This window comes from Amycolatopsis thermophila (genome assembly GCF_030814215.1).
Classification (GTDB): domain Bacteria; phylum Actinomycetota; class Actinomycetes; order Mycobacteriales; family Pseudonocardiaceae; genus Amycolatopsis_E; species Amycolatopsis_E thermophila.
The window spans coordinates 4527704-4550895 of sequence record NZ_JAUSUT010000001.1 but is presented as its reverse complement, the minus strand read 5'-3'; the positions used below and the strand labels follow the sequence as shown (position 1 = coordinate 4550895).

The 23192-nt window shown below is 72.1% G+C and carries 23 protein-coding genes; 17 read left to right on the top strand and 6 right to left on the bottom strand.

All coding sequences use genetic code 11. The features are described 5' to 3' along the window. Positions 1–6: 6 nt before the first annotated feature. From FB470_RS22280 to FB470_RS22235, 10 genes are all read left to right on the top strand, one after another. Positions 7–594, top strand: coding sequence for a CoxG family protein (locus FB470_RS22280; RefSeq protein WP_306994438.1), 588 nt, complete (start codon positions 7–9; stop codon positions 592–594). Beyond that, positions 594–1472 (top strand): FAD binding domain-containing protein, encoded by an 879-nt coding sequence (locus FB470_RS22275; protein WP_306994437.1) that lies wholly within the window; start codon positions 594–596, stop codon positions 1470–1472. Before FB470_RS22280 ends, FB470_RS22275 begins: the two co-directional genes overlap by 1 nt. Then, a complete protein-coding gene (locus FB470_RS22270; protein WP_306994436.1) occupies positions 1435–3753 on the top strand; it encodes a xanthine dehydrogenase family protein molybdopterin-binding subunit in 2319 nt (772 codons plus the stop codon). Before FB470_RS22275 ends, FB470_RS22270 begins: the two co-directional genes overlap by 38 nt. After that, a complete protein-coding gene (locus FB470_RS22265) occupies positions 3750–4229 on the top strand; it encodes a (2Fe-2S)-binding protein (RefSeq protein WP_306994435.1) in 480 nt (159 codons plus the stop codon). Before FB470_RS22270 ends, FB470_RS22265 begins: the two co-directional genes overlap by 4 nt. Then, complete coding sequence (locus FB470_RS22260) at positions 4226–4984, top strand: alpha/beta fold hydrolase (protein WP_306994434.1); 759 nt, start codon at positions 4226–4228, stop codon at positions 4982–4984. The genes FB470_RS22265 and FB470_RS22260 overlap by 4 nt, the downstream gene beginning before the upstream one ends. 13 nt (positions 4985–4997) lie before the next feature. Beyond that, positions 4998–6440, top strand: coding sequence for a UbiD family decarboxylase (locus FB470_RS22255; RefSeq protein ID WP_306994431.1), 1443 nt, complete (start codon positions 4998–5000; stop codon positions 6438–6440). A gap of 256 nt (positions 6441–6696) precedes the next feature. Beyond that, complete coding sequence (locus FB470_RS22250; RefSeq protein WP_306994429.1) at positions 6697–6993, top strand: hypothetical protein; 297 nt, start codon at positions 6697–6699, stop codon at positions 6991–6993. Between the two features lie 26 nt (positions 6994–7019). Further along, positions 7020–8231: a bifunctional 3,4-dihydroxy-2-butanone-4-phosphate synthase/GTP cyclohydrolase II gene (locus FB470_RS22245; RefSeq protein WP_306994427.1), complete on the top strand. Its 1212-nt coding sequence runs from the start codon at positions 7020–7022 to the stop codon at positions 8229–8231. A gap of 133 nt (positions 8232–8364) precedes the next feature. Next, complete coding sequence (locus FB470_RS22240) at positions 8365–9003, top strand: HD domain-containing protein (RefSeq protein ID WP_306994425.1); 639 nt, start codon at positions 8365–8367, stop codon at positions 9001–9003. Then, the gene (locus FB470_RS22235; protein ID WP_306994423.1) at positions 9000–9455 is read left to right on the top strand and encodes a M67 family metallopeptidase; all 456 of its coding nucleotides are present in this window, start codon (positions 9000–9002) and stop codon (positions 9453–9455) included. Before FB470_RS22240 ends, FB470_RS22235 begins: the two co-directional genes overlap by 4 nt. A 13-nt stretch (positions 9456–9468) precedes the next feature. On the opposite strand, the gene FB470_RS22230 is transcribed toward FB470_RS22235, so the two are convergent. Continuing rightward, positions 9469–9942, bottom strand: coding sequence for a winged helix-turn-helix transcriptional regulator (locus FB470_RS22230; RefSeq protein ID WP_306994421.1), 474 nt, complete (start codon positions 9940–9942; stop codon positions 9469–9471). Between the two features lie 143 nt (positions 9943–10085). Between FB470_RS22230 and FB470_RS22225 the strand changes: the two genes are divergently transcribed. From FB470_RS22225 to FB470_RS22210, 4 genes are all read left to right on the top strand, one after another. Next, a complete protein-coding gene (locus FB470_RS22225) occupies positions 10086–10967 on the top strand; it encodes an isocitrate lyase/PEP mutase family protein (protein WP_306994419.1) in 882 nt (293 codons plus the stop codon). A gap of 34 nt (positions 10968–11001) precedes the next feature. Beyond that, positions 11002–12330, top strand: coding sequence for an amidohydrolase family protein (locus tag FB470_RS22220; RefSeq protein WP_306994417.1), 1329 nt, complete (start codon positions 11002–11004; stop codon positions 12328–12330). 32 nt (positions 12331–12362) lie between these two features. Further along, positions 12363–14000, top strand: a complete 1638-nt coding sequence (locus tag FB470_RS22215) for an AMP-binding protein (protein WP_306994416.1) — start codon at positions 12363–12365, stop codon at positions 13998–14000. A 123-nt stretch (positions 14001–14123) separates the two neighbouring features. Then, on the top strand, positions 14124–14444 hold the full coding sequence (locus tag FB470_RS22210; RefSeq protein ID WP_306999426.1) for an ankyrin repeat domain-containing protein: 321 nt from the start codon (positions 14124–14126) through the stop codon (positions 14442–14444). A 73-nt stretch (positions 14445–14517) separates the two neighbouring features. Here FB470_RS22210 and FB470_RS22205 read toward each other — a convergent pair whose 3' ends face one another. Further along, positions 14518–15984: a catalase gene (locus FB470_RS22205; RefSeq protein ID WP_306994414.1), complete on the bottom strand. Its 1467-nt coding sequence runs from the start codon at positions 15982–15984 to the stop codon at positions 14518–14520. A 213-nt stretch (positions 15985–16197) separates the two neighbouring features. Here FB470_RS22205 and FB470_RS22200 point away from each other — a divergent pair, with 213 nt between their 5' ends. Both FB470_RS22200 and FB470_RS22195 read left to right on the top strand, forming a co-directional pair. Further along, complete coding sequence (locus FB470_RS22200) at positions 16198–17181, top strand: isopenicillin N synthase family dioxygenase (RefSeq protein WP_306994412.1); 984 nt, start codon at positions 16198–16200, stop codon at positions 17179–17181. A gap of 50 nt (positions 17182–17231) precedes the next feature. Then, positions 17232–18707, top strand: a complete 1476-nt coding sequence (locus FB470_RS22195) for a glutamate--cysteine ligase family protein (RefSeq protein WP_306994410.1) — start codon at positions 17232–17234, stop codon at positions 18705–18707. Positions 18708–18735: 28 nt separating this feature from the next. Here the strand turns inward: FB470_RS22195 and FB470_RS22190 are convergent, their stop codons facing one another. Next, on the bottom strand, positions 18736–20175 hold the full coding sequence (locus FB470_RS22190; RefSeq protein ID WP_306994409.1) for an aldehyde dehydrogenase: 1440 nt from the start codon (positions 20173–20175) through the stop codon (positions 18736–18738). A 119-nt stretch (positions 20176–20294) separates the two neighbouring features. On the opposite strand from FB470_RS22190, the gene FB470_RS22185 reads away from it, so the two are divergent. Then, positions 20295–20963, top strand: a complete 669-nt coding sequence (locus tag FB470_RS22185; RefSeq protein ID WP_306994407.1) for a TetR/AcrR family transcriptional regulator — start codon at positions 20295–20297, stop codon at positions 20961–20963. A gap of 56 nt (positions 20964–21019) precedes the next feature. Here the strand turns inward: FB470_RS22185 and FB470_RS22180 are convergent, their stop codons facing one another. From FB470_RS22180 to FB470_RS22170, 3 genes are read right to left on the bottom strand one after another with little or no spacing between them, the layout of a single operon-like run. Continuing rightward, positions 21020–22270, bottom strand: coding sequence for an alpha/beta hydrolase (locus tag FB470_RS22180; protein WP_306994405.1), 1251 nt, complete (start codon positions 22268–22270; stop codon positions 21020–21022). Further along, on the bottom strand, positions 22267–22515 hold the full coding sequence (locus FB470_RS22175; protein ID WP_306994404.1) for a hypothetical protein: 249 nt from the start codon (positions 22513–22515) through the stop codon (positions 22267–22269). Before FB470_RS22175 ends, FB470_RS22180 begins: the two co-directional genes overlap by 4 nt. Continuing rightward, positions 22512–23153, bottom strand: coding sequence for a VOC family protein (locus FB470_RS22170; RefSeq protein WP_306994402.1), 642 nt, complete (start codon positions 23151–23153; stop codon positions 22512–22514). The genes FB470_RS22175 and FB470_RS22170 overlap by 4 nt, the downstream gene beginning before the upstream one ends. Positions 23154–23192: the final 39 nt, after the last annotated feature.

The following is a 23192-nucleotide window of genomic DNA, read 5'->3' as shown; positions in this document are numbered from 1 at the left end:
GGTCATATGAAGTTGACGTCCTCGTTCCTCGTCCCCGCCGGGCACGACCGCGTGTTCGCGCACTTCCTGGATCCGGACTCCATGCGGGTCGCGGTTCCCGGCTGCGCGGAGCTGGTCCGGTCCGACGACACCCACTACCGCGGCCGCCTGGTCAACGAGATCGCGCACGTCCGGTTCAGCGCCGGGTTCAGCGCCGAGATCGTCGAACTGCGCGAACCGGAACAGGTCCGCGCCCTGCTCAAGGGCGAGGACCACCGGCTCGGCAGCTCGATCAAGATCGACGCCACGCTCGCGGTCGAGCCCGACGGCCCCGACTCCGCCAAGGTCGGCTACAGCCTCGACGTCGCCATCTGGGGCAAGATCGGCCGGCTCGGCGAGTCGATCGTGCGGCGCCGGTCCCAGGAGGTCGAGCGCGAGTTCGTCGCCGCGTTCGCCGAGATCTGCGCCGCCGGGCCGCCCGGTCCCGGCAACCCCGGGCTGCAGCGCGTGCTCGACCGGCGCGGCCAGGGCGCCGCCGTCGACGAGCCGGCCGTCAGCGCGCGCGTCCCGTGGTGGCGCCGACTGCTCACCCGCCTGTTCGGAAAGCGGCGCTGATGCCCGCCTACCACTACCCGGACACCCTCGCCGAGGCCTGCTCGATCCTCGCCGCCGCCGACGACGGCATGGTCTACGGCGGCGGCACCGCCGTGCAGATCCTGCTCAAACAGGACGTGCTGTTCGCCTCCGACCTCGTCGACATCGGCCGCGTCCCCGGGCTCACCGACATCACGCGCACCCGGTCCGGGCTGCGGGTCGGACCGCTGGTGACGCTGCGCCAGATGGAGACGAGCCCCCTCGTCCGCGAAGTCGCGCCGCTGGCCGCCACGGTCTACGGCCACGTCGCCAACCCGCGGGTCCGCAACACGGCCAGCGTCGGCGGCAACATCGCCCACGGCGACTACCGGCTGGACCCGCCCACCGCGCTCATGGTGCTGGATGCATCGGTCGAGCTGACCTCCTCCCGCGGCAAGCGGACCGTCGCCGCGCGGGAGTTCTTCGTGGACTTCCAGAAAACGGCGCTGGAGCCGGGCGAGATCGTGACCGCGATCGAGATCCCGCACCAGCCCGGGAGCGCGGGCACGCACTTCGTCAAGCTCAGCAGCCTGGCCGCCAACGACTGGCCGTGCGCCTCCGCGGCCGCCCTGGTCGTGGACGGCTCACGACGGCGGCGCGAGGTCCGGCTCGGCCTCGGCGCGCTCTCCCACATCCCGCTGTACGTGCAGTTCGAGGCCGACGCCGGCAGCACGGCCGACGAGGTCGTCGCCACCGCCTGCGCGGCCGCCGAAGCGGTCATCGACCCGATCCCCGACGTTCGCGGCGGACGTGACCACAAGAAACGGCTCGGCCTCGTCGCGGTCGGCGAAGCCGTACGAGCCTCCTGGAAGGAGGGTGACGATGAACGGCGAACCCCGTTCTGGCGCCGCCGTCGGTGAACGCTGGTCCCGGACCGACGCGCGGGCGAAGGTCCGCGGCGAGTTCCGGTACGCGGCCGAGCAGCCGGTGCGGCCGTGCCTCGACGTCGCGGTGCACCGCAGCACCCGCCCGCACGCCCGGATCGAGTCCGTCGACACCGCGTCTGCGCTGGCGATGGACGGTGTCGTCGCGGTCGTGACCGGCGCCGACCTGTACGCCCTGCTGGGTGACCGGATGATGACCGGCCCGGCGTTCTCCGACCAGCCCTGCCTGGCCGTGGACAAGGTGCGCTACGTCGGCGAGCCGGTCGCCGCCGTGATCGCGCACGGCGTGGCCATCGCGCGCGCCGCGGCGGGCGCGATCGAGGTCTCCTACGCCGACCTGCCCGGCGTGCACGACGTGGACGAGGCCACCCTCGGGCAGTCCTTCGTGCACGAGGAACTGCGGCCTTCCGCGGTGTTCGGCGACCTCAAGCACCTGCGCGGCAAGCGCGACACCAACGTCAACTACGAGTTCAACCTGCGGCACGGCGACCCGGGCACGGCCGAGGGCACGACGGTCAGCGCCGAGTTCTGGGCACCGCCCACCCACCACGTGCCCATCGAACTGCCCTACGCGGCGGCCTGGTGCGAGGGCGACCGGCTGGAGATCCTGGCCACCACGCAAACCCCCTCCTACGTCCGGCAGAGCCTGGCCGATCTGCTCGGCCTGCCGCTCAACCACGTCCGCGTCCGCACCGCCCCCCTCGGCGGCAGCTTCGGCGCGAAGATGTACGACCGGCTCGAACCGCTGATCGCCGCGCTGGCCTGGACCCAGCGCAAGCCGGTCCGGATGACGGCGACGCGCGAGGAGTCGTTCCTGCTCACCACGCGGCACGGCGCCGCGGTCACCGGGAGCATGACCGCGGGTGACGACGGCCGCATCACCGCCGTCACCGCGGACATCCGCTACGACACCGGCGCCTACGCCGACGTCGGGCCCCGCATCACCGCGAAGTCGGGCATGGTCGCCAGTGGACCGTACAAAGCGGACAACGTGCGCATCCGGTCCCGCTGCGTCTACACGAACAAACCGTCCGCCGGGCCGTTCCGCGGTTTCGGCGTCCCGCAGGTGACGTGGGCCCACGAGTCCCTGGTCGACGAACTGGCCCGCGAGCTCGGCGAGGACCCCGCCGAGTTCCGCAGGCGCAACCTGCTGCGCGACGGGGACGTGTCGCCGGTCGGCACCGCCATGCACAGCGCGGACTTCGTGGGCTGCCTGGACGCGGTCACCGAAGCGATCGGCTGGAACACGCCGCTGACCCGCCAGGAGGGCCGTCTGCTGCGCGGGCGCGGCGTCGCCGTCGGGGTCAAGGCGGTGCTCACGCCGACGATCTCCAACGCGACCTTGCAGCTCAACCAGGACGGCTCGGCCACCCTGCTGATCAGCACCGTGGACATGGGGCAGGGCAGCGACACGATCATGGCCCAGATCGCCGCCGAGGTGCTGTGCCTGGGCGAGGGCCGGGTGCGGGTGGTCGGCGCGGACACCGACGTGACGCCCTACGACACGATCACCGCGGGCAGCCGGTCGACCTACCACACCGGCAACGCGGTCCGGCTGGCCGCGGAATCCATGCGGGACAAGCTGATCGAGCTCGCGGCGCGGCACTTCGGCGTCGCGGCCACCGACCTCAAGCTGACCGGCGACGGCCTGGTCAGCGCCCAGACCCAGGAGACCGTCAGCATCCCCGACCTGCTGCACGCGCACTTCGGCGCGCGCGGCACGACGCTGACCACGGAAGCCGAGTTCGCCACGTCCTGGCAGCCCTACGACCCGGAGACCGGGCGGTCGCCGCAGGTCACCGAGCACTGGTTCGCCGGCGCCGCCGCCGTCCAGCTGACCGTGGACACCGCGACGGGCCGCGTGCACGTCGAGCACCTCGCGGTCGCCGGTGACGTCGGCCGCGCCATCAACCCGGCACTGGTCGAGCAGCAGCTGTCCGGGGCGGCGATCATGGGTCTCGGCCACGCGCTGTTCGACCAGCTCGTGTTCGACGAGGGCCAGATCGTCAACGGCACGCTGCTGGACTACCAGCTGCCCTCGATCAAGGACATGCCGGACCGGCTCACGCCGATCATCGTCGAAAGCCCCCACCGCACCGGGCCGTTCGGCGCGAAGGGGGTCGGCGAGACCACGATCATCCCGCTGGCGCCCGCGATCGCCAACGCGGTGCGCGACGCCACGGGCGTCCGGCTGACCCGGCTGCCCCTGACGCCGGAACGGATTCTCACCGCGATCACCGAGCAGGAGCGAGCATGAGGGAGATCGAACTGGCCGTCAACGGCCTGCGCCGCCGCGTGGCGGTCGCCGACGACGAGCTGCTGCTGGACGTGCTGCGCCGCGAGTTCGGCACCACCAGCGTCCGCGAGGGCTGCGGCGTCGGCGCGTGCGGGGCCTGCACGGTCCTGGTGTCCGGGCGCAGCGTGTCCAGTTGCCTGGCACGTGCCGCGCGCTACGACGGCGCCGAGGTCACGACCGCGGACGGCCTGCCGGAGGACGACGACGTCGTCGACGAGTTCGTCGCGGCGCGGGCGATGCAGTGCGGCTACTGCATCCCCGGGTTCGTGCTGATGGCTCACGAACTGCTCGGCGAGAACCCGCGGCCGACCGACGAGGACGTGACCGCGCACCTCGAGGGCAACATCTGCCGGTGCGGCACTTACGGCGAGATCCGCGCGGCGATCAAGGCCACCGCCGCCCGCCGGCAGGCCGCTGGGGAAAGGAAAACGGCATGACCCGGTACGTGCACCGGACGGGCGAGCACGGCCGTCCCGTCGTCCTGCTGCACCCGCTCGCGCTCAGCGGCGCGGTGTGGGACCCGGTGGCGGCCTACCTGGGTACCCGGCAGCGGGTGCTCGCCCCGGACGCGCGCGGCCACGGCAAGTCCGGTTGGGACGGTGCGGAGTTCACCGTGGCCGACATGGCGGCGGACGCGGCGGCGGTCATCGAGGAGGCCGGTGACGGCCCGGCCGACGTGATCGGGTTGTCGATGGGCGGCAGCACGGCGCTCGTCCTCGCCGCCACCCGGCCGGAGCTGGTGCACCGCCTGGTGCTGGCCGACGCGACCGCCTGCTACGGCCCCAACCGGGTCGCCGAGTGGGCCGAACGCGCCGAGCGCGCCGAGCGGGTGCCGCGGGCGCAGCAGCTGACCTTCCAGCGCGACCGGTGGTTCGCCGAGGAGTTCCGGGCGCAGCACCCCGAGGAGGTCGAGCGGGTGTGCGACATCTTCCTCGCCACGGACTCGGCGGCGCACGCCGCCGCCTGCCGGGCCCTGGGCGCGCTCGACGCGACCGGCCTCGTGCCCCAGGTGCGGGCGGAGACGCTGATCCTGGTCGGCGAGGAGGACTACGCCACTCCCCCGGCGATGGCCGAGGCGCTGGCGGCCGGCATCCCCGGCTCCCGGCTGGAGGTGCTGGCCCGCACCCGGCACCTGAGCCTGCTGGAACGCCCGGACCTGTGGCCGGCCGTGGCCGCGCACCTGGCCGGCTGACGGGAGCCGGGTGATGGACGAACCGTTGTTGAGCCTGCGCACCCACCTCGACGCCGTGGAACGCTTCGGCGAGCTGCGGCACGTGCGCGGTGCGCACTGGGACCTCGAACTGGGCGGGATCGCCGAGCTGAGCTACCGGCTGGCGGCCCCACCGGCGGTGCTGTTCGACGAGATCCCCGGCTATCCGGCCGGCATGCGTGTGCTGACCGGCAGCACGGGCTCGCCCCGGCGTCTCGGGCGGACCCTGCGCCTGGGCGACGACCTCGACGACGCCGGGGTCGTCGCCGCGCTGCGCGGCAAACCGTCGCGGTGGGCGGCCGCCGCGCGGGACTTCCCGGTGCGCCCGGTCGACGACGCTCCCCTGCTGGCCAACGAGGTGCCCGGGGAGGAGGTGAACCTGCTGGAGTTCCCGGTGCCGCGCTGGCACGAGCACGACGGTGGCCGCTTCATCGGCACCGGCTGCTTCGTCGTGACCAGCGATCCGGAGACCGGTGTCCACAATGGCGGCTGTTACCGGATGGAGGTCGCCGACGACGGCCGCACGGTCACGGTCGCGGCGGTCCCGGGCAAGCACGGGGCGCAGAACATCCAGCGCTGGTTCGAGCGGGAGGGCCGGGCGCCGGTGACCGTCTCCTTCGGGCACGACCCGCTGCTGCTGGTGCTCGGCGGCACCGAGGTGCCGGGCGGGATCTCGGAACTGGAGTACGCGGGCGCGGTGCTCGGCGAGCGCGTGCCGGTGGTGTCCGGGCCGGACACCGGGCTGCCGATCCCGGCGGGCAGCGAGATCGCGATCGAGGGCTGGCTGCGCCCGGACCACCTGCGCGACGAGGGCCCGTTCGGTGAGTGGACCGGGTACTACTCGGGGCGGCGGCGCCCCAACCTGGCCGTGGAGATCACGCGCCTGTGGCACCGGGACGACCCGGTCCTGCTCGGCGCGCCGCCGGGCAAGCCGCCGCACGACTACTCGTACATGCGCACGGTGATGAAGTCGGCGATGATCCACGACGAGCTGGCCGCGACCGGCGTGCCGGGCGTGGTCAAGGCGTGGGCGCACGAGTCCGGCGGCGGGCGGCTGTTCATCGCGGTGTCGGTGGAGCAGCGCTACCCCGGGCACGCGCGGCAGGTGGCGCACCTGGCCGCGCACTGCCCCGCCGCGGCCTACATGAACCGCTACGTGGTGGTCGTGGACGCCGACATCAACCCGGCCGACCCGGACGAGGTGATCTGGGCGATGTCCACCCGCAGCGACCCGGGGCAGGACATCGAGGTGCTGCGGCAGACGTGGGGCAGCCGGCTGGATCCACTGTGGACCGAGGGCACGCCGGCCCGCAACACCCGCGCGATCATCGACGCGTGCCGCCCCTTCGAACGACTGGGCTCGTTCCCGCGCGTGGCCCGCAGCGAACCGGAGTTCCTGCGCGAGATCGAGCGCAAGTGGGGTGATCAGCTGGCCTAGGCGGGTCCCGAGATCTCGGAAGAGTTGTGGGAGCTGGTGGCGGTTTCCGGACCGGGTCGCCGTGGCGGGACCGATCCGTGCGTGCCCACCGGCACGCGGCCGGAAGCGAATGACCACAACCCGCTGACTGAGCCTGGCCGGGGTCGCGTCGAAAGGTGTCGTCCGGCGGACAGCGGCGGGCGGAAAGCGGATAGCCGCACCCGGCGGGATGCTCGTAGCCTCGCTGGGCAGACGTTCTCGCGGAAGGAGGAACGGTATGACGCACGCTCCGCAGGACCACATCGCGCACGCGGTCGACGCGCTGTCCGCAGTGTTCGCCCACCCCGACCGCGCGTACGGCGACTGCGACGCCCTCATCGCGCTGTCCGACCTGTCCGCGATCGCCGCCCTGGCCGGGCAGCTGGTCGGCGACTACGAAGGCGGACTGCGCCGCCGCGCCGCCGTCGCCCCGCACTTGCACCAGGCCCGGCAGCACGCGCTGGCGCTGTCCCGGGCCCTCAACGTCGCGTGCGGAGTTCTCGGCTGGCACGAGACGCTCGAGGCGGCGGCGTGAGGGCCGCGCGGTCACAGCCGGAGTCCGTGCGTGGGGCGGTCACCGCTCTCGCCGAGGGCCGGATGATCGTCGTGACCGACGACGCCGACCGTGAGGACGAGGGCGATCTGGTCCTGGCCGCCGCGACCGCCACCGCCGAGCAGGTGGCGTTCGTCGTCCGGCACACGACGGGGATCGTCTGCGCCCCGATGTCCGCCGAGCGCGCCGATGCGCTGCGGCTGCCGCCGATGGTCCCGGACAACACCGACCCGCACGGGACCGCGTTCACCGTGACCGTCGACCACGCCGGCACCGGCACCGGCGTCTCCGCGGCGGACCGCGCGGCGACGCTGCGGTCCCTGGCCGACCCCGCCACCCGTCCCGAGCACCTGCGCCGGCCCGGCCACGTCTTCCCCTTGCGGGCCCGGCCCGGTGGCGTGCTGCAGCGTCCCGGCCACACCGAGGCCGCGGTGGATTTGCTCCGCCTCGCCGGGCAGGAGCCGGTCGGCGTGATCGGGGAGCTCGTCGGACCGGACGGGTCCATGCTTCGCGGCGAAGCGCTCGGGGCGTTCGCCCGGGAGCACGACCTGCCGGTGCTCGCCATCGCCGACCTGGTCCGGTACCGGCAGACCACCGAACGCCGCGTGGAGCTCGTCGCGACGGCGGCCATGCCGACCGTGTTCGGCGAGTTCCGGGCGCTGGCGTTCCGGTCCCTTCCGGACGGGACCGAACACCTCGCGCTCGTCCACGGTGACGCCGCCGCGGCGGCCCGCACCCCGGGCGGTGCGCTGGTCCGGGTGCACAGCGAATGCCTCACCGGCGACATCCTCGGATCGCTGCGCTGCGACTGCGGCGCCCAGCTCGAGCAGGCGCTCAGGGCGATCGCCGCCGAAGGTGCCGGAGCCGTGGTGTACCTGCGGGGTCACGAAGGCCGCGGGATCGGCCTGGCCGGCAAGATCCGCGCGTACGCCCTCCAGGACAGCGGTCTCGACACGATCGAAGCCAACCTCGCACAGGGCCTCCCGGTCGATGCCCGCTCCTACGGCACGGCGGCGCACATCCTCGGCGAACTCGGGATCACGAGGATCCGGCTCGTGACGAACAACCCCGGCAAACACGGCGATCTGGCGGGCCACGGCGTGCAGATCGCCGGTTCGGTCGCACTGCCCACCGCGCCGACCCCGCACAACCTGCGCTACCTGCGGACCAAGCAGGAGCGCATGGGCCACACGCTCGATCTGGGACGGCACGTGGGCTGACCGCGCCTCCGGCGAACCCGGCGGCATGTCCGAAATCGAGGGGAACGTGTCCGTCATCGGGCGGCGCCTGGGTACCCGGCGGCGGAGTATCGGTGGTGAAGTCCGAATTCCGCCGAACCGGGAGGCACCGACCGTGACCGAGACCATCGCCGGGATAGCCGTTCCCGACTCCGCCCTCGCGAGGGAAGCCACCGACCTCGTCCGGGCCGCCGAGGACGACCTGCTGTTCCACCACTCCCGACGGGTGTTCCTGTGGGGCAGCCTCAAGGCCCGCCACCGCGGCCTGACCGTCGACCCGGAGGCCGCCTACGTGGGCGCCCTGTTCCACGACCTCGGCCTGACCGAGAAGTACCGCAGCACCAAGCAGCGGTTCGAGGTGGACGGCGCCGACCTGGCCCGCGACTTCCTGCTCGGGCACGGCTGGAGCGAGGCCGAGGCGCGCACGGTGTGGCTGGCGATCGCGCTGCACACCACGCCGGGGATCCCGGACCACCTGGAGCCCGAGGTCCACGTCGTCACCCTCGGCGTCGAGACCGACGTGCTCGGCCTGGAGCTGGACCAGATCACCGCGGAGCAGCGTGACGCGGTCGTGGCCGCGCACCCGCGCCCCGATTTCAAGAACGGCATCCTGCACGCCTTCTACACCGGGATGAAGGACCGCCCGGACACCACGTTCGGCACCATGAACGACGACGTGCTCGCCGCGTTCGACCCGGGGTTCACCCGGGCGGACTTCGTGGAGATCATCCGCGGCAACGCCTGGCCGGAATGAGCTCCCCCGCGCGTCCGCCCGCAACGGGCCCGGATCTCTGCGGGCTCGTCCTGCGGGCGGACGTCTACGCCACGGTGCTCGCCCACGCGCAGTCCGACCACCCGGTCGAGGCGAACGGCCTGATCGCCGCGCTCGCCGAGGACCACACCCGGCAGCGCGCCGTGCCACTGCGCAACGTGGCCCGCGAGCCGCACCGGCACCGTGCCGACCCGGCCGAACTGCTCGCGCAGTTCCGCGCGATGGACGAGCGCGGTGAGGTCCCGCTGGCGATCTACCACTCGCACACGGCCGGACCCGCGTGTCCGTCCACACTGGACGTCGAGCACGCGGACGACCCGTCGATCTGGCACGTCATCGTGGCGACCGGTCCACCGTGGACCCGCTCGGTGCGCGCCTACCGGATCACCGGCGGCGAGGTCACCGAGGCGGACGTGCACGTGCGCTCCTGGTGACCGGGCGCCGTCGTCAGGCGGTGCGGTCGAGCACCTCGTCGGGTGTGCGGTGGGCGATCAGCCGCGCGGGCGGCACGACGTCACCGTCCGGCGTGACGAACGCGAGCCGCGCCGCCGTGTCCGAGTCCTCCAGCACGAACCGCGGTGACGTGCCGTCGGCGCGGGGCCGGTAGGTGCGCCCCCAGGTGGCCAGCGCCGCGATGATCACGCTCATCCCCCGGCCGGCCTCGGTGAGGACGTACTCGTCGCGCGCGCGCAGCCCCGGCTCCCGGTAGGTCCGCCGTTCCATCAGGCCCTCGTCCACCAGCACCGCCAGCCGCTTGGCGAGGATGTTCGGCGCGATGCCCAGCGCGTCGCGGAATTCCTGGAAGCGCGTGGAATCGGCCAGCATCGCCTCCCGGACGATCAGCAGCGTCCAGCTGTCGCCGAGCACGTCGAGGCTCCGGGCGATGGAGCAGGTCGAGTCCTTGCCGAGCGTCTTGGGCATACCCGGATGCTACCCGGATGACTTGCGGTTCGAAACCCAGCCTGCTAAGTTGCGGAAAACAAGTCAGCGGCCGGGGTACGCACCGGCGGCCCGGCCCGGCACCCACCACGCGGTGCGGGGATTCCCAGCACGGAGGCGCAGCCATGTCCGCAACCCCAGCGCAGCGCCGCGTGGCGTTCCGCGAGCTCGTCCGGGCGTCCGAACCGCTCGTCCTCCCGGGCGCCTACGACGCCTTCACCGCACGGCTCGTCGAGCGCGCCGGGTTCCCCGCGGCCTACCTGGGCAGCTTCGCCGCCGCGGCCAGCACGTTCGGTCACCCCGACGTGGGACTGATCACCCTGAACGACATGGTGGAGGCCTCGCGCCGGATCGTCGAGGCGACCGGGCTGCCGGTGCTCGCCGACGGCGAGAACGGCTTCTACGACGCCGAGAACATCTGGCGCACGGTGCAGGCGTTCGAAGGCGCGGGCGTCGCCGGCATCCACATCGAGGACAACCTCGGCGGCAAGCACACGTCACGGCCGGCGGGGCTGATGACGCGCGAACGGATGACCAACCGGATCCGCGCCGCGCTCGACGCCCGCACCGATCCGGACTTCCTGATCATCGCCCGCTCGGACGCCGCGTGGGTGTACCGGGACGTCGACGAGGCGGTCAGCCGGCTGCGGAGCTACGTCGCGGCCGGTGCCGACGCGGTGTTCGCCCCGGCGATCCCCGCGGCGAAGCTCAAGGAGGTCCGGTCGCGGATCGACGCCCCGGTCGTGGTGGCGGCGGACCTGTTCGACGCTCCGGACGGCGACCGGCCCGGCAGCACGCTCGCCGAGTACGCCGAAGCGGGAGCGGACGTCCTGCTGCTGTGGTACAGCCTCATCGGCGCGGCGGCGAAGAACGTCCTCGCGGCGCTCGACGCGCTCGGCCAGGGCCGCGAGGTCGCCGACATCCGCGACCTGATGCTGGGCCAGCACGCCTTCGAATCCCTCATGGGCTACGCCGACTACGAAGCACGCGCCGCCCGCTACCAGTGATCCACCCGTCCCACACGGAAAGACGGCAACGCCGATGACCCACCACCACCCTGCCGGCACGACCGCGTTCACCGATGCGCGGGTGATCGTCGGTGACGGGACCACCGTCCTCGACGACGCCGTGATCACCGTCCACGACGGACTGATCACCGGCGTCACCCGGGCCCCGGCCGGCGACCTCGGTGCCGCGAACGTGGTTTCGTTGCGCGGCAAGACTGTGATGCCCGCACTCGTCAACCCGCACGGGCACATCGGCTACATGCGCGGCACGGTGTGCGACCCGGCCTTCTACTCGCGCGACAACATCCTCGACCACCTGCGCCGGTTCGTCTACCACGGCGTCAGCACCTTCCAGTGCCTGGGCACCGACTGGAACGGCACCGAGGTCGCGATCCGCGACGAGCAGCGCTCCGGCGCCCTCGCCGACCCCGACCTGGCGACCTTGTTCACCGCGGGCTCGGGCCTGGTCGCGGCACCGACGGCCGGGCAGGCCAGCGGCGCCCCGTTCTTCGCCGTCGACGCCGTGCACCAGGTCACCGATCCCGCCGACGGCCGGGCCTTCGTGCGCGAGCTCGCCGGGCAGGGCGTCGACGCCGTCAAGTTCTGGATCGACGACCGCGGTGGTGCCGCGGCCAAGCTGTCCCCCGAAGCCTGCCGGGAGATCGTCGACGAGGCGCACCGGCACGGCATCAAGGCCGCCGCGCACATCTACACGGTCGAGGACGCCAAGACCGCGCTGGACGCCGGCGCCGACATCCTCGCGCACATGCCGCGCAGCCCGGAACCCGACCAGGAGCTCATCGACCGGCTCGTGGACCGCGACATCGCGGTGTTCACCTCGATGAGCGTGCAGGGGCCGGCCCGCACCGGGTGGCTGGACGACCCGTTCGTGCGCGAGACCCTGCCGGACGCGGCGATCGAGGACCTGCGCACGCGGATGCGGGCCCGGGAGCCGGAGCCGTTGTTCGACACCGGCGAAACGTTCCGCCGGCTGCAGCAGAACTTCGCCACCCTGCACCAGGCGGGCGTCCGGCTGGTGTACTCGCCGGACACCGGGGTCTTCGCGCAGCTGCCCGGCGTGGCCGAACACCGCGAGCTCGAAGCGCTGGTCGAGGCGGGCCTGTCGCCGCTGGAGGCCATCGAGTTCGCCACCCGCCGGTCGTCCCGGCTGCTCGGGCTGACCGACCGCGGCGTCATCGAGGCCGGCCGTCGCGCCGACCTGCTGGTGCTCGACGCCGATCCGCGTGACGACATCACCAACACCCGCCGCATCTCCGACGTGGTCCTCCACGGACGCGTCGTGGACCGCGAACGCTTGCGGCGCCAGTGGCAGGCCGAGCACGAGGACGTCCGCGCCCGGTGACCACCGCCCCGTCCGGCCGCTCCGGAGACCCCGTGATCATCCGCAGCACCTACCCCGGCATCACCGTCCCCGACAGCACGCTCCCGGAGTTCCTCTCCGGCAGCGTCCCCGCCGAGGTGGCCGGCCGGCCCGCGGTGATCGACACCACCACCGGCCGCGAGTACAGCTACGCCGCGCTGGCCGAGGCGGTCGAGCGGGTCGCCTCGGCCGTGACGCGGCGCGGGCTCGGGCCCGGCGACGTCGCCGCGCTCGTCACGCCCAACCGCGGTGAGTACCCGGCGCTCTTCCACGGGGTGCTCCGGGCCGGTGCGGTCGTGTCCCCGGTCAACCCGCTGTACACGGCGCACGAGATGGCCCACCAGTTCCGCGACGCGGGCGTGCGGCTGGTGTTCACCACACCGTCCGAACTCGACCGCGTCCGCGCCGCCGCCGGGACGGACGTGCGGGAGATCGTCGTGCTCGGCGACGACGGCCCGGACGGTGCCACCGCGTTCACCGACTTCCTGGCCGGCCCGCTCATACCACCGGTCGCGCCGGTCTCCGGCGGCGATCTGGCCGCACTGCCGTACTCGTCGGGGACCACCGGCCTGCCCAAGGGCGTCGAGCTCACCCACCGCAACCTGGTCGCCAACCTGCTGCAGCTGCACCCGGTGCACCGCGTGCGCACCGGCTCGCGGGTGCTGGCCGTGCTGCCGTTCTTCCACATCTACGGCCTCAACTCGATCATGAACCTGACCCTGCACAGCCGGGGCACCCTGGTCACGATGGCGCGGTTCGACCTCGCCGGCTTCCTCCGTGCGCTGCAGGACCACCGGATCGACCACGTGTTCATCGCCCCGCCCATCGCTCTCGCCCTCGCGAAGAGCCCGCTCGTGGACGACTACGACCTCAGCGCGCTCGAGATGGTGATCTCGGCCGCCGCACCACTGGACGGGGAACTGGCCACCGCGCTCGGCCGGCGCCTGAACACGACCGTCGCGCAGGGTTACGGCATGACGGAGGCCGGCCCCGCCACGCACGGCATTCCCGCCGACCGGCCGGACATCGACCGCGGCTCGATCGGCGTCGTGCTGCCCGGGGTGGAGGCACGGGTCGTCGACCCGCGCGGCGGCGCGGACACCCCGCCCGGGCAGCCGGGCGAGTTGTGGGTCCGCGGTCCGAACATCATGCGCGGCTACCTCGGCAATCCGGAGGCCACCGCGGCCACTGTGGACGCCGACGGGTTCCTGCACACCGGCGACCTGGTCACCGTCGACGACGGCGGGGTCTTCCACGTGGTCGACCGGCTGAAGGAACTGATCAAGTACAAGGGGTACCAGGTCGCGCCCGCCGAGCTGGAAGCCGTGCTCCTCACGCACGAGGGCATCGCGGACGCGGCGGTCATCGGTGTGCCCGACCGGGACGGCGAGGAGGTGCCGAAGGCCTTCGTCACCCGCCGCGACACCCACCCCGGGCTCGGCGCGAGCGAAGTGATCGAATTCGTAGCCGCGCGTGGCGCCCCACAAGAAGGTCCGCGCCGTCGAGTTCGTCGACGCGATCCCCAAGTCCCCGGCCGGGAAGATCCTGCGCAAGGCCCTGCGGGACCGGGAAGGACAGCGGGGCGCCGTCCGGCGGGACCGCTGAGCGCGCGACCGCCGCGACCACCGGCTGCCGGGCATTTCGGAAATTGATGCGCGAAAGCCATTTCGTGCATCAATTTCCGGTACACTGCGGTCATGCCCTCGAATGACGAAAATGTCCTGTCCCGGTTGGACGAGGACAGCGAGCAGTACCGCAAGATACGCGCGATCGCGATGGATCTCGCCCGGGAGGGGAATTCCGCCGAGCTGGCCGATTTCCTCGACCACGGACTGGATGTCGACGCGCGGGACGAGTCGGGGAATTCGCTGCTCATGCTCGCGGCCTACCACGGCCGGGCCGGAACGGTGGAGCTCTTGCTGCGCCGCGGGGCCGATCCCGATGTGACCAACGATCGTGACCAGACCCCCATAGCCGGGGCGCTGTTCAAGGGCGAGAGCGAGATCGTCGAGCTGCTCAAGCGGTCGGGCGCGAACCTCGACCTCGGCACGCCCACCGCGCGCCAGGCGGCGGAGATGTTCGGCCGCACGCTGTGATCGTCCGACGAAAATGCCTTCCCGCCGCGCCCGGCGGGAAGGCATTTCACATTGTTCGGTCCGGCACGAGGGATCAGAGCGCGCCGAATTTCTCGCAGGCCTTTCGCACGCCCGCTCCGTAATCCGGGTCGGCTTTGGTGCAGTTCTCGATGTGCCTTTCCACGGTTTCCCGCCGCGCGCCCTTGATCGCCCGCGCCGTGTTGTCGAACAGCGCCTGCTGCTGCTCCGTGCTCATCAACCGGAACAGGTCGCCGGGCTGGGTGAAGTAGTCGTCGTCGTCCTCGCGGAAATCGAACCGGTCGGCCGTCGAACCGATCTTCTGCGCCGGCTCGGCGTAGGCCGGCTGCTCGGCCCAGCGGCCGAAGTTGTTGGGCTCCACCCCCGGCACGCCACCCTGGTTGCCGTCGACCCGCATCGCCCCGTCGCGGTGGTAGGTGTTGACCAGCTTCGCGGCGCGCGGGTGGTTCACCGGGATCTGGTGGTGGTTGACGCCCAGCCGGTAGCGCGCGGCGTCACCGTAGGAGAACAGCCGGCCCTGCAGCATCTTGTCGGGACTGTAGGAGATACCGGGGACCAGGTTGGCCGGGGTGAACGCGGCCTGCTCCACATCGGCGAAGTAGTTGTCCGGGTTGCGGTTGAGCTCGAACTCCCCGACCTCGATCAGCGGGTAGTCCTTCTTGCTCCACACCTTCGTCAGATCGAACGGGTGGAAGCGGTAGGTCTCCGCGTCGGCCTCCGGCATGATCTGCACGAACAGCGTCCACTTCGGGAAGTCGCCGCGCTCGATCGCCTCGAACAGGTCACGCCCGTGCGACTCGCGGTCGCCGGCGATGACGTTCGCCGCCTCCTCGTCGGTCAGGTTCTGGATGCCCTGCTGCGTGCGGAAGTGGAACTTGACCCAGTGCCGTTCGCCCTCGGCGTTGATGAAGCTGAAGGTGTGCGACCCGAACCCGTGCATGTGCCGGTAGGACTTCGGGATCCCCCGGTCGCTCATCACGATGGTGACCTGGTGCAGCGCCTCCGGCAGGTTCGTCCAGTAACCCCAGTTGTTCTCCGGGTTGCGCAGGTTGGTCCGCGGATCGCGCTTGACGGCCCGGTTGAGGTCCGGGAACTTCAGCGGGTCGCGGTGGAAGAACACCGGGGTGTTGTTGCCGACGACGTCCCAGTTGCCTTCCTCGGTGTAGAACCGCACGGCGAAACCGCGGATGTCGCGTTCGGCGTCGGCCGCGCCCCGCTCACCGGCGACGGTGGAGAACCTGGCGAACACCTCGCATTCCTTGCCGACCTCGCTGAAGATCGCGGCCTTGGTGTAGCGGGTGATGTCGTGCGTGACCCGGAAGGTGCCGAACGCCCCGGATCCCTTCGCGTGCATGCGCCGCTCGGGGATGACCTCGCGGTCGAAGTGGGCGAGCTTTTCGATCAGCCACAGGTCCTGCAACAGCAGAGGGCCGCGCGGGCCTGCGCTCATGCTGTTCTGGTTGTCCGCGACGGGCGCTCCCGCCGCGGTGGTCAGCGGTTCGGTGTTCTCGGCGAACGCCATGTCGTCTCCTCGACGGTCGGACGTGATCTGGACTGAATCCAGTTTTGCCGACCGCGGGTGGTGGGTGCTCCCGAGATTCCGACCGCTACCCCACAGATCCGGACACCGGCAGCGCGGTCATCCGGGGTGGCCTTGCGTGACGAATCGTGCCGGTGTCGTGAACCGCCTCGCGGGCCATTGCCCGCGCGGGCCAGGCGCGCTTACCGTCCCGGCATGATGCGGGAAATACCCCGGGTCGACCTGGCGGACGCGGCGGCGCCAGCGGCCCGGCGACGTGAGTTCACCGAAACCGTCGAGCGGGGGCTGCGCGAGATCGGCTTCGTGTTCGTCCGGACCCCGGACGTCGCGCGCATGCTGCCCGCCGCGTATGCGTCCTACGCCGAGGTGTTCGCCCGCCCCGCGGACGAGCTCGAACGGTACCGGCGGCCCGGGATCCACCACCTGCGCGGCTACACCCCGCTCGGCGTCGAGACCGCGGCCGCGTGCCGGCGTTCCGGCGCGGACGGCGCATCGCAGCCCGACCAGCGCTCGTGCTGGCTCATCGGCCCCGAGTCCGTCGCCGACACCACGCTCAGGGACCGCTTCCCCGCCTTCTACGCCGACAACGTGTGGCCGGTGGACGCGCCCAACTTCCGCGACAACGCACTCGCCGTGTTCGACGCCCTGAACGCCGTCGGCATGGCGGTTCTGCGCGCTCTCGAGCAGCGGCTCGGTTATGGCGACGGATTCTTCGACGACCTCACCCGTGACGGGAGCACGGCGCTGCGACCCTTGTGCTACCCGCCGCTCACCGCGGAACAGACCGGGCGGGTCGTGTGGGGCTGCCGGCACACCGACGGCAACCTCGTGTCGGTCCTCCCGCCGTCCACGGGCAAGGGCCTCAAGGTCAAGCTCCGCGGCGGCGGCTGGATCGACGGCACCGCGCCGGAAGGTCACACCATCGTGCAGGTCGGCGACATGTTGCAGCACCTCACCGGCGGCCACCTGCGCTCGGCCGTCCACCGCATCGACGCCCCCGGCGCGCCGACCGGGCGGAGCCGCTACTCCAGCCCGCTGTTCATCTACCCCCGCGCCGACGTCGATCTCCGGCCGGACGAGCGCTGGGCGGGCGGCGAGCGGAAGTACCGGTCGATCACCGCGGCGGCGTTCTTCGAAGCCCGGCTGCGGACACTCGGGCTGGGCGCGCCGGCGGACTGACACCACCGGCGGATCGGTGGGACACTACAGACGATCCTGCCGGAGGCCACATGGGCGAGGACGTCGAGCAGCACACGTTCACCGGAGCCGACCGCACCCGGTACCGGGTCCGGTTGCGCCGCTGCCTGGACGCCTTCGCGCGCATGCTGCGCGAGTCGCACTTCGAGTTCGAACGGCCGATGACCGGGCTGGAGATCGAGCTCAACCTGGTCGACGAGCGCGGCGAGCCCACCATGTGCAACGCCCGGACGCTGGAGGCGGTCGCCGATCCGGACTTCCAGACCGAGCTGGGCCAGTGGAACCTGGAGATCAACGTCTCGCCCCGCCGCTTGAGCGGAGCGGGCGCGAAGACGTTCGAGGACGACGTGCGGGCCAGCCTCAACGCCGCCGAGGCGAAGGCGAACCGGATCGGCGCGCACCTGATCATGGTCGGGATCCTGCCCACCCTGCGGCAGGACCACCTGACCGGCGCGTCGCTGTCGCTGAACCCGCGGTACGCGCTGCTCAACGACCAGATCCTGGCCGCGCGGGGCGAGGACCTGCACATCGCCATCGACGGCGCCGAACGGCTGCGGGCCACCTGCGACACGATCGTGCCCGAGGCGGCGTGCACCAGCACCCAGTTCCACCTGCAGGTGAGCCCCGCGCAGTTCCCGGCGTACTGGAACGCCGCCCAGGCGATTGCCGGGGTGCAGGTCGCGGTCGGCGCGAACTCGCCGTTCCTGCTCGGCAAGCACCTGTGGGCCGAGACCCGGATCGCCCTGTTCGAGCAGGCGACCGACACGCGCAGCGAGGAACTCAAGGCCCAGGGGGTGCGGCCGCGGGTGTGGTTCGGCGAGCGGTGGATCACCTCGATCTTCGACCTGTTCGAGGAGAACGCCCGGTACTTCTCGGCGCTGCTGCCGATCTGCTCCGAGGAGGACCCCTTCGAGGTGCTCGACCGCGGCGACACACCCTCGCTCGCCGAACTGCGGTTGCACAACGGCACGATCTACCGCTGGAACCGGCCGATCTACGCGGTCACCCGCGGCCGCGCCCACCTGCGCGTGGAGAACCGCGTCCTCCCGGCCGGACCCACCGTGGTCGACACGATGGCCAACGGCGCGTTCTACTTCGGACTCGTGCGGACGCTCGCCGAGCACGAACGCCCCATCTGGACCCGGATGTCGTTCAGCGCGGCGGAGGAGAACTTCCACACCTGCGCCAGGATGGGCATCGACGCCTCGATCTACTGGCCCGGCCTGGGCACCGTCCCGGTCGCCGAGCTGGTCCTGCGCAGGCTGCTACCGATGGCCGACGAGGGACTGCGCGAGTGGGGGGTCGACGCCGGCGAACGGGACCGGCTGCTGGGCGTCATCGAGCAGCGCTGCCTCACCGCCACCACCGGCGCGACCTGGCAGCAGCGGCGGTTCCACCGGCTGTTCGACACCACCACGATGGACCGGTTCGACACCCTGCGCACCCTGGTCGCCGACTACCGGCACCACATGCACACCAACGAGCCGGTGCACACCTGGCCGCCGTAGCACCGAGCCGGGCCGGCGCCCGCGCGGATCACACGCCGATGGACTGGTATTCGGTGTAGGCGCTCAGCCCCGCGGGGCCGTACTCGCGGCCGAAGCCGCTCGCCTTGAAGCCGCCGAACGGGGACCGCATGTCGCGGGGCGCGCCGTTGACGGTGAACGTGCCGGTGCGGATGCGGCGCGCCACCTCGAGACCGTGTTCCGGGTCGGCGGTCCACACGCCGCCGGCCAGGCCGTAGGGGGAATCGTTGGCGATGGCGACGGCCTCGTCCTCGGTGCCGAACGGGATGACGGCCAGGACCGGGCCGAAGATCTCCTCACGGGCGATCCGCATGGTGTTGGCGACATCGGCGAAGAGGGTCGGGCGCACGTAGAAGCCCTTCTCCAGCCCCGGGACGTCCGGTGCGCCGGGCCCACCGAGCACCAGGCGGGCGCCTTCGGCGAGGCCCGCCTCGATGTAGGACTGGACGCGCTGCTGCTGGGCTTCCTTGACCATGGGCCCGATCCAGGTGGCGGGGTCGGCCGGGTCGCCCACGGTGATGCCCTCCATCATCCCGGCGATCGCGTCCACGACCTCCCGGTAGCGGCTGCGCGGCGCCAGGATGCGGGTGTGGGCCACGCACGCCTCGCCGTTGTTGCCGAGCGCCAGGCCCTTGAGGCCCTCGGCCAGCTGGGTCAGGTCGGCGTCGGGCAGGACGAGGGAGGCGGACTTCCCGCCGAGCTCCAGGCTGACGCGCTTGAACCGCTCACCGGCGAGGGCGGCGATGCGGCGCCCGGCGGTGGTCGAACCGGTGAAGGCGACCTTGTCCACGCCGGGGTGGGCGATCAGGTACTCGCTGACCGCGCGGTCGGCGGGGAGCACGCTGACCACGCCCTCGGGAAAGCCGGCCTCGGCCAGGATCCCGGCGAGTCGCAGGGCGTCCACGGCTGTCTCCGGCGAGGGCTTGAGGATGACCGGGCATCCGGCCAGCAGCGCCGGGATCATCTTGACCAGCGCGGACTGGTGCGGTGCGTTCCACGGGATCACCGCGGCGACGACCCCCACCGGGGCACGGCGCACCACGGTGCGGTGGCCGTCCTCCCCGGGCAGCTCGGTCTCCCAGTCGAACCCCGCCGCGGTCTCGAGGAAATCGTCGTTGTAGCCCCGCAGACTGCGCTGCAGCCAGGTGGTGAACCAGATCGGCGAGCCGTTCTCCGAGGTGATGAGGGCGGCCAGTTCGTCGGCGCGCGCCGAGTGCAGCTCGGTGAACCGCGCCACCACCCGCTGTCGTTCCGCGGGCGCCAGGCGCGGCCAGGGGCCGTGGTCGAAGGCCTCGCGGGCGGCGGTGACGGCGCGGTCGACGTCGGCGACGGACGCCTCCGGCACGACGCCCACCAGGGACTGGTCGTGCGGCGAGCGGACCCGCAGGACGCCGGTCGTGGCCGGGGTGGTCCACTCGCCGCCCACCAGCAGTTTGTCGTACGTGATCACGATGTCTCCTTCGTAAGAGAATCCTGTTCTCTTAACGACCGTAACAGAATGTCGTTCTCTTATCCAGGGGTGGCTGTATCGTGGCGGGCGGCGCGAGCGGGGCGAGCACGAGGAGGGTGATGAGCGAGACCACGCAGGGGTTCATCCGCGCCCGCCGCCCGGAGAACCGGGAGCTGCGCAGGCAGTCGATCCTGAACGCGGCCGCGCAGCTGCTGTCCGGGGCGCAGGTGGCCGACATCACCCTGCGCGACATCGGCCGGCAGGCCGGGATCGCCACCTCGAACGTGCTGCGGTACTTCGAGAACCGCGAAGCGGTCTTCCTGGAGCTCCTCAACCGGGAGTACGGCGCCTGGCTGGACGCGCTCCCGGCCGACCTGGCGCCGGACGGCGACAGCACCGAGCCGGTGCGCGCCTTCGCCGACGCCTACGCCGCCTCGCTCAACGCCCGGCCCGTCCTGTGCGAGCTCGCGAGCGTGCTGGCCAGCGTGCTGGAACGCACGCTGTCGGTGGAGACGGTGCGCACCTACAAACGCCGGGCACTGGCCAACAACGAGCGGCTCGCCGACATCCTGCACGCGCGGGTGGCCGGCCTGGACCGGGCGGCGGCGGGGGAACTGGCCTCGTCGACCATCGTGCTCATCGCGGGCCTGTGGCCGTTCGCCCACCCCGGGCCCGCCGTCACCGCGGCCGTGGAAGACCCCGCACTGCACGCCGCCCACGTGGACTTCGCCGGCCGCTACAGCCGCATGATCGAGCTGCTCACCGTGTCACTGCTCGCCCCGGCCTGACGGCCGGCCGGCGACTGCGGCAGCGACTGCGAGCCCTGGCGCCGGATCCGCGGGCGTCAGGCCCGCGCGGCGAGTTCGTAGCGTTCGTCCAGCCAGCGCACGATTTCCGCGGCGGCCAGTTCGTTGCCGGTGGGTTCGCCCTCGGCGATGGCGCCGCCGAAGTGCAGGCCGCGCACGGTGGCCGTGCTGAGGTCGTCCGCGCCGAGCGCGTCGATCATCCGGCGGGAATCGGCCGGGAAGGCGGCCTGGTCGCCGGTGAGCTCGACGAACAGGGTCGGCACGGTGACGCCCGGCGCGCACCGGACGAAGTCGGCGTTCGAGCTGAGCCCGGACCACGTCGACAGCCACGCCTCGGGGGTGGTGAGGCGGCCGAAGCCGGTCAGGCCGTAGTTGATGAGGTCGGGGCGCGTGCCGAACAGCGAGCCGTAGGGGCGTTCGCTGGGGTCGAGCGACAGATCGACGTTCCGGGGATCGGCGTCGGTGCGGTACACCGGGATGATCCGCGGTGCGAGCGCGCGGCGCCGGTGCACCGGGTCGCCGCCGGCCTTGAACGCCGCCCGCGCCTCGGCCGCACGAGCGAGGTGCTGCCGGGCGACGGCGTCGATCCGGGCGACCCGTTCGCGCTGCGCGGCGCGGTAGCGGGCCAGGAACTCGGGCGGGTAGGACGAGCTCGCGGGCGGATCGGCGAAACCGTTCGCCGGGCTGAACGGGTCGAGTTCGGGCACCACGGACATCGGGTCCCGCTCGTCGGCCACCGACGGGTCGATGCACGCGAGCAAGAGCTGTCCCTGTCCCGGGTGCGGGGCGAGGAAGACCGCGCCGTCCGCGAGGGGCATCTCGGCCTCGGCCAGCGGGACGGGGCGGCCGCCCGGGGTGGTGGCGAGGCGACGGGTGGCCGGCAGCGCGGCCTGCTCCAGGTAGAAGGCGTAGAGCGTGCCGCCACCGGAATGGCCGAGCGTCACGATGGACCGGAAACCCCGCTCCCGCAGGAACACCAGGCCCGCGGCGACGTCGAGCAGCGCCTGCTCGTGCACCAGGGTGAGGTCGTTGTTGACCGACCGCGTGTGCTGGGTCCACACCGCCGCCCCGGCCCGCAGCAGCAGCGGGACCAGCGGGTGGTGGGTGACGTCCTGGCGGGGGTGGGTCAGGCACACGACCGTCGACGCGCCCGGCGTCGTGGTGAGGACACCACGGACGCCGGCACCGTCCACTGTGGTCAGCTCGTGGACCGTGGTGCTGGTGTTCTCCGGGCGGCGGCCGGCCGGCAGGTACCGGCCGACGCCGAGCCGGGACGCGCTCGCGCTCACGCCGGTTCCACCCGCAGCGCGTTCTTGTCGTGCTGCGTGATGCGGCTGTCGCGGGCCACGCCGCCGACGGCGGAGTACCAGACCGCGTGACGGCAGCCGGTGGCGCGCCGGTCGATCACGATCGGGCCCGCCGCGCTGATCTCGAAGTACGGGCCGATGCGGCCGACGGTGACCGCCGGGTCCTCGGCGGCGACCTTCGCCATCGGGGTGTTTTCGGGGACGTCGAGGACGTAGAGCGTGGTCACCGGTCGCTCCCCCGCGCCAGTTCCCACTCCGCGGCCCGCTCGACGATGAGCTCGGCCTTGCGGGCCAGCAGTTTGCCGAACGTCGGCTCCGGCTCGCCCACCACGTCGAGCAGCGCGTCGATGGTGAGGTTCGCGTCCAGGTCCTCCTGGGGCGTCACCGGCCGCATGGCACGGGTGATCTCGAACATGTACCCGTTCGGGTCGTGGGTGTAGATCGACTCGATGGTCTCGTGCTGGATCTGCATCTCCACCGGCCAGTCGCTGGCGTCCAGGCGCCGCCGGTACTCCAGCAGGTCGTCCTCGTTCTCCACGTGGATGGCCAGGTGCCGCGACCGCACGAAGAACTCCGGCACGCCCGCGCCGAACCGGGCGTAGACGTCGCCCTTCTCGCCCGGTGCGCCGCCGATCGCGGGGTCGGCGCCGAAGTAGTAGAAGAACGCGATCCGGTCGCCGTTGCCGATGTCGAAGAAGAAGTGGATGAAGTCCGGGTGGTCCTCGGGCCCCCAGCCGGCCGCGCAGATCGAGTGCACGACCGGGAAACCCAGCACGTCCCGGTAGAAGCGCACCGTCGCCGCGGGGTCGAACGTCGGGAACGCGACGTGGTCGACCCCCTGTACCCGGTGGTCCAGCTCGGTCATGGCATGTCCTTCCCCTGGGCGAGTGCTCGTACCCGGACG